Consider the following 14375-nt stretch of genomic DNA (forward strand, 5'->3'; position numbering starts at 1 on the left):
AAACACAGTTAACTTATAAGGATACAGGAGGGCTCAATTTGAAGGAAAGAAAATTTTCAGATAACGTAGCCAGAATTGACATCTCAGGAATCAGGAAGATTTTCGAAGCTGCAGGCTCGGATGCCATTAACCTTGGGCTTGGACAGCCTGATTTTGATACTCCAGAGCATATCAAGGCAGCGGCAGTAAAAGCTATAAACGAAGGTTTCACGGGCTATACGGTCGGCTCGGGAATTCCGGAGTTAAGAGAAGCCCTGAGTTCCAAATTCCAGGAAGAAAACAGGTTCACGGTTTCTCCTGAGGAAATAATCGTTACTTCGGGAGCATCTGAAGCTCTTGCCATTGCCCTTACAGCCCTGCTAAACCCCGGAGATGAAGTTCTTATCTCAAACCCGGGCTTTGTTTCTTACAATGCACTGACCCAGATCGTCAATGGTAAAGCTGTAAGTGTCCCCCTTGCCGAAGACCTTACCATGAAGCCTGAGACCGTGCTTGAGAAAATTACCCCTAAAACCCGAGCTCTTATCCTTAATTCTCCTTCAAATCCTACAGGAACTGTCGCAAGCAGAGCCGATATAAAAGCCCTGGCCGAGATTGCAGACGACTATAATATAACCATTATTTCGGACGAAGTCTATGAATATTTCATCTATGAAGGAGAACATGTAAGCCCTGCCAGTTATTCGGACAATGTTATTACGGTAAACGCTACCTCAAAAAGCTATGCTATGACCGGCTGGAGGCTTGGCTACGTAGCAGCTCAGAAAGATTACATAGGTCAGATGCTTAAGGTACACCAGTATATCCAGGCCTGCGCCAGTTCAATCGCTCAGAAAGCAGCCTATGCAGCATTGACAGGACCTAAAGACTCAGTCAAAGTTATGTTAGATGAGTTCAGAAAGCGCAGGGATGTACTCGTAAAAGGGCTGAACGAGCTAGGGATGGAATGTACTCTCCCGAAAGGAGCTTTCTACGCCTTCCCGAAAGTCGCGAACTCCTCAGAAGTAGCCTCAAAATTGATCTCAAACGGCATTATTGTCACTCCAGGTACAGCTTTCGGAAGCGAAGGAGATGGACATATTCGATTTTCCTATGCGGCTTCAATGAAAGATATTGAAAAAGCTTTAGGCATAATGGAAAAAGTCCTTTGAGAGCGTAGTCCGAAACTAATTCAACTAAACTTTTTAAAAATATTTAAAAATTCATGAGAAAATACTCTGAAAAATTTTTAAAGCTTCCTGTAACAGGGGCAGTTTTTCAGACCTTCTTTTTTTAGACCTTCTTTTTTCGGACTTCCTTTTCTCAGATCTTCTTTCAATGACTGCCCATATTGCCCATATTTCTCGATAGTTTATCAGCACATCCATTCTACAGTTTCTACAAAGATCGGGAGTATCTCAGGGATTCGTAGTCCATATGAGGAATCCCACCATAGTATTTGTAATGTAAGCGTATGTCTACGGAGGTGCGAGGATTGGGAATTTCAACTTTAGTTATATTTGTAATTTCCCTATCTACAGTTACCTTAAATGTATATTCCTTTTTTCCCGTGAGAATTTTAAACTTAAAGGACGAGATTGTGACAAATCGCTTCTAGGTTCCAGATGGTGGTTTTCGTTTATTATTGATTTATCATGCTGATCAAACACTTCAACTGTTACTTCGTGACTTTTGATATCATGGTTGTATATTATGAAAAACGATGCAGTTGATCCTGTAAAAATAAAAGGAATGGTTATGGGAAGAGAGACACAGATGAATAAAATAAATGTTAGGAGAGACAATGTAACAATAAATTTTTTTCTTATCTTATTCGCCAGTTCAACCATCTCTGTAAACTTGTTCTGCTAAAGATCTGCAAAGATTACGAAAATATCCAAAAAATCAATAAGTTTATGTTCTAAAAACGCAATCATATACTGGAACCAGCATACTACTTACTATCCGATATATATCATAAAATATATGCTATTTACTACATATTATATCAAATTCTTATAAAGTAGATTCAATATTGCTTTGAATATTTTATAAAATTTATAGTACTGTTATTGGTGCCTTCAAAATAAAAAATATAAAATATACGGTTGTATAACAATACAACGAGAAATCTTCAGCAGGCAGAGATTTAGTTCATAAATATAACATAAACAGAATGGGGGATTAGCTTGAAATTTGAGCGCATTAAATCGGAAGGTCTGGCTCATCTTTCTTATTTCATAGGTTCGGAAAATGAAGCCATAGTTATTGACCCTCGAAGAGACTGTCAGGTCTATGCCGAACTTGCCAGAAGAGAGGGTATAAACATAAAATATATTTTTGAAACACACCGAAATGAAGACTACTTAATTGGTTCCCTGGAACTGAAGAAGCTTACAGATGCAGAGATTTATCACGGTCATGGAGTGGATTTCAAATACGGGAACTACTTGAATGAAGGCCAGGAGTTTGATTTTGGCTCAATGAGACTGACTGCTTTACATACTCCTGGCCATACGGATGAGAGTATGTCCTATACCCTGACAGACCTTGATACGGGAAAAGAACCAGTAATAGTTTTTACAGGAGATGCCCTGTTTGTAGGCGATACCGGAAGAACCGATCTCTATGGCCCGGAGGAAGCTCCAAGGCTGGCAGCAAACCTTTATGACAGTATATTTAACAAAATCCTTCCTCTGGGAGACGGAGTAATACTATGTCCTGCGCACGGTGCAGGCTCGGTTTGTGGGGGAGCTATCGCAAAACGAGACTACAGTACGCTTGGACTTGAGCGTGTACAAAATCCTGCTCTGCAAAAAACAAACAGGGAGGAGTTTATCAAGTTCAAACTCCAGGAGAAGCTTGAGTTTCCTCCTTACTTCTATAAAATGGAACAGTACAACCTGCAGGGACCTCCTTTGCTGCAGGGCCTGCCAGTTCCGAAGCCGCTTTCACCAGTGGAGTTCAGAGCAGAAATGGAAAAAGGGGCAGTGGTCTTGGATACCCGCATGCCCCATTCTTTTGGCGGAACGCATATAAGAAACACTTATAGTCTCTGGCTCAACGGAATACCTTCGTTTGCGGGCTGGATTCTTCCTTATGATAAACCCATACTCCTCGTGCTGGAGGAAAAAGAGCATCTTGAGACTGCTGTAAGGTATCTGGTCCGTCTGGGTTACGATAATATCGTTGGTTTTTTGAACGGCGGAATTGCAGCCTGGTATATGAAAGCCTTACCTGTGGACAAAATTAGTTTTGTTTCGGTCCATGATCTGAAAAATAAATTGGAAGAGCACGAGGAGATGACACTACTGGATGTTAGGAAAAAGAAGGAGTGGGATGAAGGGCATATTCAGGGAGCCAAAAACATATATGTGGGGGAACTTGAGAAAAATCTGGATAAGATCCCGAAAGACTCTCAGGTAATTGTTTATTGTGACAGTTCCAGGCGTTCCAGTATAGCAACTTCGATTTTAAAAAAGCATGGCTATAGCAATGTATATAACGTACTTGGCAGCATGACTGCATGGAAAAACGCCGGATATAATACAGTAAAATAAAATTGTTTCTTCTTAAAGCTGTGCACTCAAAAAAAGGAATTTGGAAATCTTTATATTCTCTCTCTTTTTTTAACATACTATGGTTTTACATGTTCCGCGCATTCTTCTTCCAAACGACGACTGGGAAAAATGGGCAGTGATTGCCTGTGATCAGCACACTCAGGATCCGGAATACTGGAAAAGAGTTGAAGAGTTTATTGGAGATGCCCCCTCTACTTTTAATTTAATTTATCCGGAAATATATCTTCCGCTAGATGAAAACAGAGTAAATAAGATCCATAAAACCATAAGTGACTACAAAAAGTTTCTTGTTGACTATGGCGCCTGCTTTATTCTCGTAAGGCGTTCGATCTCAGATAAGGAGAGAACCGGGCTTGTTGTTGCAGTAGACCTGGAAGAATATCAGTTCAACGGATCAGACTCGTTTATTAAACCAACTGAAGGCACTATTAAAGAAAGGCTTCCTGCAAGAGTCAGGATAAGGGAAAATGCAGAACTGGAACTCTCACACATCTTAGTGCTGTATGACGATCCTTATTTCTCGGTTATTCCAAGAAACCCTGTTGATTTTGTTTGTAAAGAGGACAAGATTTATGATTTTGATCTGATGGAAGGTGGCGGCCACATCACGGGTTACAGAATCATTAATGAAAAAATAATCAAAGAAATTTCGGATAAAATCCTGAACCTGGGAACCCTGCTTGTTGGCGATGGAAACCACAGCCTTGCCGCTGCAAAGAGCTTCTGGGAACAAATTAAAGGAACCGTACAGGCCGATCATCCTGCAAGGTATGCAATGGTTGAGCTTGTAAATGTTCATGATCCCGGACTTTCCTTTGAACCTATTCACAGAATTGTAAGCGGAATTGAGCCTGAAGAACTGCTCAAAAAATTCAGTGCAAGGATCGAAGAAACCGGAACCTCACCCTCAAATACTGATTTTCCGATTGCAGGACATTCAATAGGGTTTATTACAAAAGATAGGTCTGGTATGCTTGTCTTTGATAATCCAGTGTACGATCTGGAAGTCGAAACCCTTGATGAGATCATTGACAATTACTCAATCGAATATGAGCATGATCCTGAAGTAGTGGAGAAACTCGGAAAAAAACAGGGTAACATCGGTTTTTTCCTTCCTCCTTTGAAGAAGAGCGATTTTTTTTCTCTAATTAAAAAGAAAGGAGTTCTTCCGAGAAAATCGTTTTCTCTCGGAAAGGAAAATGAGAAGAGATATTATATCGAAGCCAGAAAGATTGTTCCGTAAGGCTTCCTGTCCTGTAATCCCTTTCACTTATCTATCTTTCATTTCTTTAGCTTTCATTTATCTATCTTTCACTTCTTTATTTTTCTTTTACCTATATTTTATTTATCTATATTTTATTTATCTATATTTTACTTATCTATATTTTACTTATCTATCCTTCTTTTATCTGTCTTTCTTTTATCTATCTTTCACTTCTTTATCTTTCTTTTATCTATCTTTCTTTTATCTATCTTTCTTTTATCTATATTTCACTTATCTATCTTTCACTTCTTTATCTTTCACTTTTTTATCTTTTACTTTTATACTTTTATTTCTTTGTTTGTATTTATCTATCTTATTTTTCTTTACTCATTTAAGCTCAGTTTTTCCATTTCTAAAGAAAGACAAAAATTCAATTTTTATAAAGCTACGGGTTTGTATATTTATCCTGTTTCTTCAACTTAAACAGCTAAAGTCGTGAAATAATAATACCCTCTACCATTTTATTGTAAAAAGAAGGAAGGACTTAGAACATGATTTGTATCTTAAAAGAAACTATTTCAATTAAAAAAAAGATGTCCATTTATGAGTAAGTGACTTACTTTGACAGTCAAATTATAAATACCTTTAATCTAATAATTGATTTATTAAATAAATAATCACTAGGGGTGTGATATATGGCAGACTTGATAGGACTTGCTGTAGTCTTTCTAATATTAGCATTAATTGCATATATACTGGGTGCAAGGGGAATTGCCGGTTTCTCAATGGAGATTGCAAAGTGGCTCGTCATAATCTTTATTATACTTGCAATTATCTCGTTCCTGTTATGACGGTAGCCTTTTAACGAAGTTCACACTGGTTTAAGAATAACTATGCACTTGAGGTGATAGAGAGTAATAGTTCCAGGAGTCAAAGCCAGATTACTTTTTTAATACTTTGTCTAATTATTATTTTTTCTCAGGCATATCAAAAAATCAATTAGTTTATTTTCTTTTTTAATTAAGGTGAGTGCATGTTAATAAATTTTCCAGCATTTTATACTTTTATAATTTTTTACAACAGATTATATCAAGCTTTTTCGATTAATTAAACCTATTTTGTGTAATGTTAATCCTGATTGAACAAGTTAACAGGCACTTGACAAATTATAATCTTAAATGAGCATTAGAATTATAAACATATTATAATTTGTACCAATATACTTATATTCCTTTATATTAATTTTCGGTTAATTAATCGAAGTATCACCCATACTTTGAATGTACTGGGGAATCAAATTGAACAGGTTAGCTATTTTACTGGTAGTCTTTCTTCTCATAACATTAGGCTCGGGTATCGGAGCTGCGGCTGAGGTTTACGTCCAGCCTGGAGAATCGATACAAACCGCATTGGATAATGCAGTCTCAGGTGACGTAATAATCTTAAAACCCGGAATCTATACCGAGAATATCAAAATAGACAAAAATAACCTTGTAATATCCTCGGAATCCGGGAATCCTGATGACACAATAATTACGGCTAAGAGCTCAGACAATCATGTAATCTCCTTGCAGGCTGATAACGTAAAAATTAGCGGACTTGGGATTACAGGAACAAAAAACAGCTATGCAGGAATCTATATCTCAGAATGCAATAACTGCATCATTGAGAATAATAAAATCGTGAATAATGGTTATGGAATTTATCTCTTGAACTCAAAAGGCAATAAGCTCTCAAATAACGTGATTGCAAATAATGAAGAAAATGGGATCTTGTTATCGACCTCGACCAATAATACCATCTTCGGAAATACGGCTTCGGATAACAAAGATACTGGCATTCATATCAGCACTTCGGATGATAACACGCTTACAGGCAATAACGTATCCTCAAACGATATTTACGGCCTTTTTGTCTGCCCAGAGAGTGACGACAATCTGATTTATAATAACTATTTCAACAACACCGTCAATGCAGAGATTCAAAACGGAGTCGGAAACGCTTACAATACGGCAAAGACCGAAGGCGAGAATATTGTCGGCGGTTCCTATCTTGGAGGTAATTTCTGGGCAGAACCTGAAGGTACAGGTTTTTCGGATACTGCAGTTGATGCAGATGGAGACGGAATTGCGGATTCCGAATACAGGATCTCACAAAGCATTTACTCTGATCAGTTACCTCTGATTTCGTCTTCCAAACCACAACAGCCCGGACCTCCGGTAGCAAACTTCGAAATGAATAATAGTGATGGCTCTGCTCCTCTTACAGTCCAGTTTACCGACCTGTCAGAAAATACGGACTCATGGGGCTGGGACTTTGAAAGTGATGGGAAAATTGACTCTACTGAGGAAAATCCAGTTCATGTGTTCACGACGATCGGAACTTATACTGTTACCCTCAGCGCTACAAATAAAAACGGAACAGATTCAAAAACTGCCGCAGTAATTGTTACTCATCCTGTTGGAAATAGCTCCGTGAACAATACAAGCGAAGATCCTGGAGCTATCGAAAATTCAACAAGCGCAGATGAGAGTTCCGATAACATAACCAGTGCTGTCGAAGCAGGTGGTAACCGAACCTATTACAACCAAACTGAGGATAGTGGAATTATTACCAATGCTGGACTTGATTCTCAGTCTGGAGCTGTTAACCTTAATGGAGAAAATAGTTCAGGAATAAACACTTCAAGTGTCAACCTTAACGGAGAAGATAATGCAGGAACAAATACTTCAAGTTCCAACCTTAACACTTCAAGTGTCAACCTTAATGGAGAAAATAATTCAGGAATAAACACTTCAAGTGTCAACCTTAATGGAGAAGATAATACAGGAATAAATACTTCAAGTGTTGAGTATGCGCTTGAAAATAAAACAGATGCTCCGGGGTTTGAAATCGTCTATGGAGCAGTTTCCCTGCTTGCTGTGTTCCTGTACAGAAAAGTAAGACCAGGGAATTAAATGAAAGCGACAGTTGAATCAAGTAAAAACGATAAATGAACTGAATAAAAGCAGAACTTAATCCAGCAAAAATGATAATTAAACTAATGGAATTGACAAAATTAAGTGACAAGTTAAGGTTTTTAAACCTTTGCTTTCTTTTTTCATAGCTTTGCAAGACAAGTTGAAGAGTAATCCAAATTTCTAATTTCCCTCATACTGATGAAGACTTTTTATTCACTTGGTACCAGTGAATAAATATTTATATAATACTCAAAGTATAATAATTTCCATATATCGGCATGTATCGGTTTAAGTATTTTTAAAGAAGCTTTTAAATTAATTAGACACTAATAGTGATATTCATGAAGTTTCATTTCGAGATATTTTATCTCTGAAAATGTTTTTCTACTCTGGCTACATTTGAATAATATCGGAAAAATTCTTTTCCGTCAGGACTAATCATTACTGAATAAAAGAAATTGGGATTATCCGTAATGGATAATTCAGGTTTTTGAAAAGTCTTAAACCTCTTTGAAGGCTTATTTCCTCGATCTGGAGTTTTTAATTGTTTTGAATATTTGCCCTGGGTTGAAAGTTTTAAAAGCTGGAACCTTCATCCTATCGATCCTTGACAGGAGACATATTAAATAAGGTTTCCTTCAGGATGCTGTCTTACCTCATTATGATAATTCAATGAAGATTCCAAAAAGCTTTTATATTAAGTCGATGAGGTACTCCATAGAAATCTTGGGGGAAATTTAAAAAATATATAATAAGTTTCCTTTATTCAAGTTTCAAAAAAACGACATAATAAGGAATTTGCTCTGCCACTCTGAAACGGCTAAATTGATTACGAACTCTTGTGGAGTTAGAAAGGAAAAGGAAAGGAAAAGACTCGACGAGTTTCGTAAGCCGATTCCGGAATGAAAAAACAGATTCCAAGCTTCAAAAAACAAACAAAATGTCTGTTGAGTTAAGAAGCAAATTAGCAGAGGCAAAACAGAATTAATACAAGGCGAGTAGAACCCATATCCGCCTTCCATAACCCAATCCTGAATCTTATCCAGGATTCACCCTACAGTTCAGATAGATCCCTCCCAGGATCTAAACCAAAGTCCAACCTGCGGTTCACATAGATCCCTACCCAGGATCTAAACCAAAGTCCAACCTGCGATCCAACAGGGGTCTTTCGGATTCAATCCAAAATCCAGCCTGCGATCCAACAGCGGTTCCATGGATTCAATCCGGCCTAACCTTCGATCCAACAGGGACCCTCCTGAACCTGGCGCCCAAAATCAGCTTCGAATATTACACCTGACCGAGGATTAGCCCAAGATCCGCATTCGAGCCAATTTTGGGACCCAACAGGACTCAACCTTGATCCAACATAGTAGTTGACCCCACGATCCCATCAAGATTTAGCTCCGATCCAATCCTGAAGGGCGTAAGAAATCATGCAGCTTATCGAGAAACCCGAAACAGACCCTGTCTTGGAAGCTCAAAAAGGAGCAACCAGACAAAAAGTTGAGCAAAAAGACCGATGTACTGACAAACTTAAAACTTACAAGTGTTTTAAGGAATTAAAAACAGATAACTTTGAAACCCTAAACCCGGAAATGAGATTTTGCATCACATACAGTAACAGTATCCAATCTGAGAGTACCTGCAAGGCTGAAAGACCAGTTTTACCTCTCCTGCAAACTGCAGAGAAAGACATATCAGGCTTTAACTTGCAGTCGACTGGGAACATTTTACAAGTAGTCACTGGCAATGCAACCGAATACTGCTCCTGCCCGTTGACCCAGAGAGTCGAGAACTAACCCAATAAAACGGTGTTAACATGTCAGTTAACGACTCGGTCAACCGGATTGTTACAGGTTCCGGTGTAATACTTGCAGGAACCTTTATTGGAATGCTTCTCGACATTATTACTAAAAAGGTACTCACTTCACATCTCGCGCCAGCTGACTTTGGTACATACTCCCTTGCACTTACCGTGATATCAATTACAGGTGCATTTGCAACCCTTGGACTCAATGAAGGAGTTCCGAGATATATTGCGTTCTTCAGAGGCAAGCATGAAGAACAGAAGGTACATGAGTTAATCATCTCAGCCATGATTATGGGCTTGATTGCAGGCTTGATTTCAGTTCTGGTATCACCTTCCCTGTTCCATGCTCTGGCAGGAAATGGCTTTGATGCGCAAGGCAAAGTATTGTCCGTAGTGAAGATCCTCATCTTTGCAGTCCCGTTTACAATACTCCTGAACCTGACAGTAGCAATCTACAGGGGATTCGACCGTACTAGTGTTAACATGTATTTTTATAACATTATAAGGCCGGTATCTCTGCTTGGATTTGCTACGATTGCCGTGTTTATCAAGGCCTCCCTGAAAGGAGTTGTGTTTGCGGATCTGCTCTCAATGATCTTTACCTTCAGCATAATGTCCGTATACTTCATAAAGAGGCCGCCAGTTAAGCATAAAGCCAAACAGGAACGGAAGATTCAATTCAGTGACACAACCAGGCAGTTGATAAGGTATTCGTTCCCACTTTTGATAACCGCAACTCTGCTCAACATTATGAGCTGGATAGACACAATAATGCTCGGTTATTTCAAGTCTGCTGAAATCGTTGGAATTTACAATGCAGTATATCCTCTTGTAGGATTCTTGTCTCTGGTAGTATCTTCCGTAGGCTTTGTTTATGTCCCTATTACATCCAGACTTTGGGGTCAAAACGAGACTGCTCCACTTGGCTCAATCTATGCAGTAATGACTAAATGGTGCTTCCTGCTCACGTTCCCTCTATTTGCACTTATATTCGTGTATCCCGAATACTTTATTACAAAGCTCTATGGAGCACAATACGTAAGCGGAGCCACTTCCCTGCGTATCCTTGCCCTTGGGTTCATAACAAACTCGTACTTTGGCTTTAACTATCATACCCTGTTAGCCTCTGGGGACTCGGATTTCCTTATGAAGTGCTCAGTAGCAAGTGCAGGCATTAATATCGCCCTCAACTTCATGTTAATACCTGAGTATGGAATGATAGGTGCAGCTGTAGGAACTGCAGTGTCCTTTGTATCCATCGAGGTTCTGATGACTTTAAGGGCCTGGAGGAAGCAAAATATGCATCCTTTCACCTCGATGTACAGGAAATTAACTTTCATCGTTACCTTGATGGTCGGAGCCATGCTCGCAGCCAGGAATGCGCATCTACTTACCGGAGCACTCTGGGAGTATGCAGTCTTCATAGTCGGATATTTCCTGATTGTCAATCATGCAAAAATCCTGGACAACACTGAAATGGAGATGATAGGCGAGATCCGGAAGAATTTCAAGTACAGGATCAGTCTTCGTATTCCCGAACCATTCAAAATCCTTACATCGTAATTTGATCCGTGCAGGAAAAAGCCAGCAATCTTATAATAAAGAGTATCAGAAACCTTAACCTCCATGGATCAAAGTGAAAAAGTGAAAAGAAGATACAGATAGTGCTATAGTTCATCCCAAAATCAATTTATTCTCAAATCAATGAGAGTTTCAGAACTATATTTCATGGTCAGAAACTTATAGTCAGAAACTCGATTGATTACTCCAAATACGAGATTTAGAGAAGCAATTTTGATTTTTGGGATCAACTCCAGTATTAATACATAAGATCCCAAGGTTCTAAAATATAGTAGTTACGAAATATTTACTGTGCTTGATTTCACTCATCAAGTAAGCAAATCTCAGCTTTTTATTAAGTTGGGAAATCCTAACTTTTTCAGGAAGGAATGAATTTTAACTTTTTTTATTAAGAGAATAAATCTTAATTCTTTTTATTAAGAGAATAAGTTTTAACTTTTTATCAAGCGCATTGTCCTCACTTTTTTCAGAAACATGACCGTGTTATTAACAGGAAGCTCCGGCTGAACCCTTAAATATATTCGTGAACTACCCCACCCTGTCGCTTCGCTCCGAGGGTGGAGCTTCCTTCGAGTGATTACGTCATTTGGATATTTGCAGTGATGCAGGTATCCATCTGTAATCCTGTTTGTCGAAGATTATCAGAAAATTTCTGATAGCTTGTCCACAAAGCATTTTGTGATAAGAACCGCTTCATGATGTTGATAGCACTATTTCTATCTCTATCAATTACGTTTCCGCAATCACAATTCATAGTTCTTTCCCAAAGAGGCATATCGTGTCTTTTTCCGCAAACACAACACTCTTTGGATGTATAGCTTTCATCAATTCTTATTACTTTTTTACCTGCAAGCTCCGCTTTGTAGGTCAAGAATTCGGTGAATCTGGAAAGATATCCTTGATTTTGTGTTGATCTGTTCTGAGAACGCTTTCTTTTTCCAGTTACTTTCTTTGATTGAGCCATACTTTTTACGTTAAGATCACCCACGATTATTGTATTTGCTCTGGTGTTCTCGATCATGGTTTTAGAAAGTTTATGCTGAAAATCTTTGATCTGATTAGATTTCTTTGCTTCCATTTTCCGATAGGTTCTGTGCAACCTTATCCATTTTCTGCTTCCTTTTTTACAATGATCTCTTCTGGATTTGATTGTATCTATTTTTGTATTCCAGTATTGATCTGCTCTAGGCGTTTTAACTTCAAAGAATTTACCTTGAGTATTTACTGCTGTCACTATTTTTGTAATTCCTAAGTCTATTGCTTGATACAAATCGTTATCAATATACTCTGTGATTGGAATTTCTTCGTATGTTATGGATACAAAGAATTTTCCTCTGCCCTTATAGGGGTCATCATTGTAGATTTCAATCTGCTTGATTTCCAACAAATCAAAAGCATTTCCAATCTCAAAAGATAATGGAATTTCATTTACTTTATGAGAGAAACTGAGTTTCCCATTATTGATTTTGAATCCACTCTGATTGTAAACAAGAGTCATGAAGTATTTTCCACTTCGGAACTTTGGAGATCTTGCAGATTTATCACCATTTTTCCAGAGCGAGAAGAATGATTTATAATTAGCATCAAGTTTTTTCAGAACAGATTGCAGTACTTTGGGATACACCATATTGTACTGAGGAAATTTTTCTTTAGTGTGGGAAGCTGATTCTGATGTTCTACGTACTTTACACTTCTCTGGTTCAGTTTTCACGCATCTTTTCTTTCAGCTAAGGCGAAATAGAGGCATCTGCACTGTTCAGATAGTTGCCAAAGAACATCTACTGTTCTCAGTCGGATTTATCTGATCTTCTTCGTCAGATGCATATTTGCCTTGATTCTCCACGTATTTTTTAAGTACGTCTAGGGTTACTTGCCCTGTCGATGCGATAAAATACGATCTTGACCAGAACGTATCTTCCCATAACATAGTCTTTACTTCAGGGAAGTTTTTACGAATCTCCCTTGAAGTTATAGTTTTGATTGTGTTGATGTATTTTGGAATATCAAGTGAAGGTTTTGCTGAAAATAATAAGTGGAAGTGATCTTTGTCACACTCAATATTCAGTACTTCAACATCGTATGTTTCACTTATGTTATGAATTTTAGTTTTAAGAAAATCGACAACTAAAGGATTCGTTAGAGCTTTTCTTCTATATTTCACACACTGAACGAAATGATAATGGAGTGAATATACAGAATGGCTTCCACGATCTAGTTTATACTGCATAGTTATCACTATGTTGATGTAACTATATGTATATAAATAATTATGCTACTGTGGTTTTGTAGAAGTTAACGGCTTTCATCCCCCACCTGTCGGGCTACGCCCTCCGAGGAAGGGGACTTCCCGCCTTAAAGTTAAATTCGGAAGGAAACTCGGACAGAGAAATACCATCCAGAACTCTTACTTAATGCAACTCGAATAGAGAAATAATATCCAAAATTCTTCTAATACTCTTTTTAGAAGGAGGTAGGAGACTTTACTTCCTTCAAGAAAATAACTGTGCCAGGTTCAAACACCTTCTTATTCAACTTTAGCAGCGATCATATAAGGTCATAGCTACTTTTAAGGATGAGAATGAAATAGTTTTATTTAATTGTCCTGATTCTTTTAGAAGACCTGGACAGGCAACTAGTTCGCTGGATAGGTAGAAAGTTCTCTGGATAGGTAAGATCTGGACAGATAATTAGTTCTTTGGATAGGTAAAAAGTACTCTCGGTAGGTTTAGTTTTTTTCCAACCTGCTCAAATATCCGTTTTGCTTCCCTAAATATCGTACTTATTCTTTAGACATCACCAATATGATAAATTTGCCATGTTGTGAAAGCAGATAGGGATAAGGGTCAGACAACTAAAGAAGTATAATAAGGCTCCGTAAAAATTCTCTAAAAATCTCCATTAATTTGAACTGAATTATTTGGTCTGTTTTTATTCATATATTTTTCAGTCTTTTGATGGCGATTCACGAATAATATTTCTACAAAGTTAATAAAAAACATTTGATGAGAACTGTTTAGGGATAAAATAAGATAGAAATAAGGACACTTAATTTTATTCATAAATTAAGTATGATTATTAAATTGTATAAAAGTATAAATTTGTCAAAAAAAGTAATACCAAAATATATATAAGTAATATAAAGCAATTCTGACATGTTAACACTGTTTAGAAAAATAACTAGCAGAAATATTGAAAGGTATTAAAATAAGCTGGGTTTCCTTTTTTCTAAAAAATTTTTTAGATTATATAGAATTACTCAG

Annotated in this window: 10 protein-coding genes; 8 read left to right on the forward strand and 2 right to left on the reverse strand. The window is 37.7% G+C overall.

Annotation, left to right across the window (positions count from 1 at the left end; translation table 11 throughout):
* The first annotated feature begins 38 nt into the window (after nucleotides 1-38).
* The 8 genes from MSBR3_RS03355 to MSBR3_RS03385 all read left to right on the forward strand — a co-directional run bounded on the left by MSBR3_RS03355 (nucleotide 39) and on the right by MSBR3_RS03385 (nucleotide 11097).
* The gene (locus tag MSBR3_RS03355; RefSeq protein WP_048106432.1) at nucleotides 39-1151 is read left to right on the forward strand and encodes a pyridoxal phosphate-dependent aminotransferase; all 1113 of its coding nucleotides are present in this window, start codon (nucleotides 39-41) and stop codon (nucleotides 1149-1151) included.
* A gap of 541 nt (nucleotides 1152-1692) precedes the next feature.
* On the forward strand, nucleotides 1693-1851 hold the full coding sequence (locus MSBR3_RS19940; RefSeq protein WP_155396694.1) for a hypothetical protein: 159 nt from the start codon (nucleotides 1693-1695) through the stop codon (nucleotides 1849-1851).
* 317 nt (nucleotides 1852-2168) lie between these two features.
* Nucleotides 2169-3539, forward strand: coding sequence for a rhodanese-like domain-containing protein (locus MSBR3_RS03360; protein ID WP_048106434.1), 1371 nt, complete (start codon nucleotides 2169-2171; stop codon nucleotides 3537-3539).
* A gap of 79 nt (nucleotides 3540-3618) precedes the next feature.
* Nucleotides 3619-4803: a DUF1015 domain-containing protein gene (locus MSBR3_RS03365; protein WP_048106435.1), complete on the forward strand. Its 1185-nt coding sequence runs from the start codon at nucleotides 3619-3621 to the stop codon at nucleotides 4801-4803.
* Between the two features lie 656 nt (nucleotides 4804-5459).
* The gene (locus MSBR3_RS19270) at nucleotides 5460-5615 is read left to right on the forward strand and encodes a DUF1328 domain-containing protein (protein WP_048106437.1); all 156 of its coding nucleotides are present in this window, start codon (nucleotides 5460-5462) and stop codon (nucleotides 5613-5615) included.
* A gap of 447 nt (nucleotides 5616-6062) precedes the next feature.
* Nucleotides 6063-7721, forward strand: a complete 1659-nt coding sequence (locus MSBR3_RS03375; RefSeq protein ID WP_196296998.1) for a NosD domain-containing protein — start codon at nucleotides 6063-6065, stop codon at nucleotides 7719-7721.
* 1436 nt (nucleotides 7722-9157) lie between these two features.
* Nucleotides 9158-9523 carry a hypothetical protein gene (locus MSBR3_RS03380; RefSeq protein WP_048106439.1) on the forward strand — a complete coding sequence of 122 codons (366 nt, stop codon included), beginning with the start codon at nucleotides 9158-9160 and terminating at the stop codon, nucleotides 9521-9523.
* Nucleotides 9524-9543: 20 nt separating this feature from the next.
* A complete protein-coding gene (locus MSBR3_RS03385; RefSeq protein ID WP_048106441.1) occupies nucleotides 9544-11097 on the forward strand; it encodes a flippase in 1554 nt (517 codons plus the stop codon).
* 595 nt (nucleotides 11098-11692) lie between these two features.
* Here MSBR3_RS03385 and MSBR3_RS03390 read toward each other — a convergent pair.
* Both MSBR3_RS03390 and tnpA read right to left on the reverse strand, forming a co-directional pair.
* On the reverse strand, nucleotides 11693-12826 hold the full coding sequence (locus MSBR3_RS03390; RefSeq protein ID WP_052723255.1) for an RNA-guided endonuclease InsQ/TnpB family protein: 1134 nt from the start codon (nucleotides 12824-12826) through the stop codon (nucleotides 11693-11695).
* Nucleotides 12827-12871: 45 nt separating this feature from the next.
* The gene (gene tnpA / locus MSBR3_RS03395) at nucleotides 12872-13342 is read right to left on the reverse strand and encodes an IS200/IS605 family transposase (protein ID WP_048106443.1); all 471 of its coding nucleotides are present in this window, start codon (nucleotides 13340-13342) and stop codon (nucleotides 12872-12874) included.
* Nucleotides 13343-14375: the final 1033 nt, after the last annotated feature.

Origin of the sequence: Methanosarcina barkeri 3, assembly GCF_000970305.1 — an archaeon.
Lineage (GTDB): Archaea > Halobacteriota > Methanosarcinia > Methanosarcinales > Methanosarcinaceae > Methanosarcina > Methanosarcina barkeri_A.

Excerpts from the sequence above, each read along its gene's own strand:
- MSBR3_RS19940 (WP_155396694.1), top strand. The coding sequence starts at position 1,693 with ATGAAAAACGATGCAGTTGATCCTGTAAAAATAAAAGGAATGGTTATG.
- MSBR3_RS03365 (WP_048106435.1), top strand. The coding sequence starts at position 3,619 with ATGGTTTTACATGTTCCGCGCATTCTTCTTCCAAACGACGACTGGGAA.
- MSBR3_RS19270 (WP_048106437.1), top strand. The coding sequence starts at position 5,460 with ATGGCAGACTTGATAGGACTTGCTGTAGTCTTTCTAATATTAGCATTA.
- MSBR3_RS03380 (WP_048106439.1), top strand. The coding sequence starts at position 9,158 with ATGCAGCTTATCGAGAAACCCGAAACAGACCCTGTCTTGGAAGCTCAA.
- MSBR3_RS03385 (WP_048106441.1), top strand. The coding sequence starts at position 9,544 with ATGTCAGTTAACGACTCGGTCAACCGGATTGTTACAGGTTCCGGTGTA.
- tnpA (WP_048106443.1), bottom strand. The coding sequence starts at position 13,342 with ATGCAGTATAAACTAGATCGTGGAAGCCATTCTGTATATTCACTCCAT.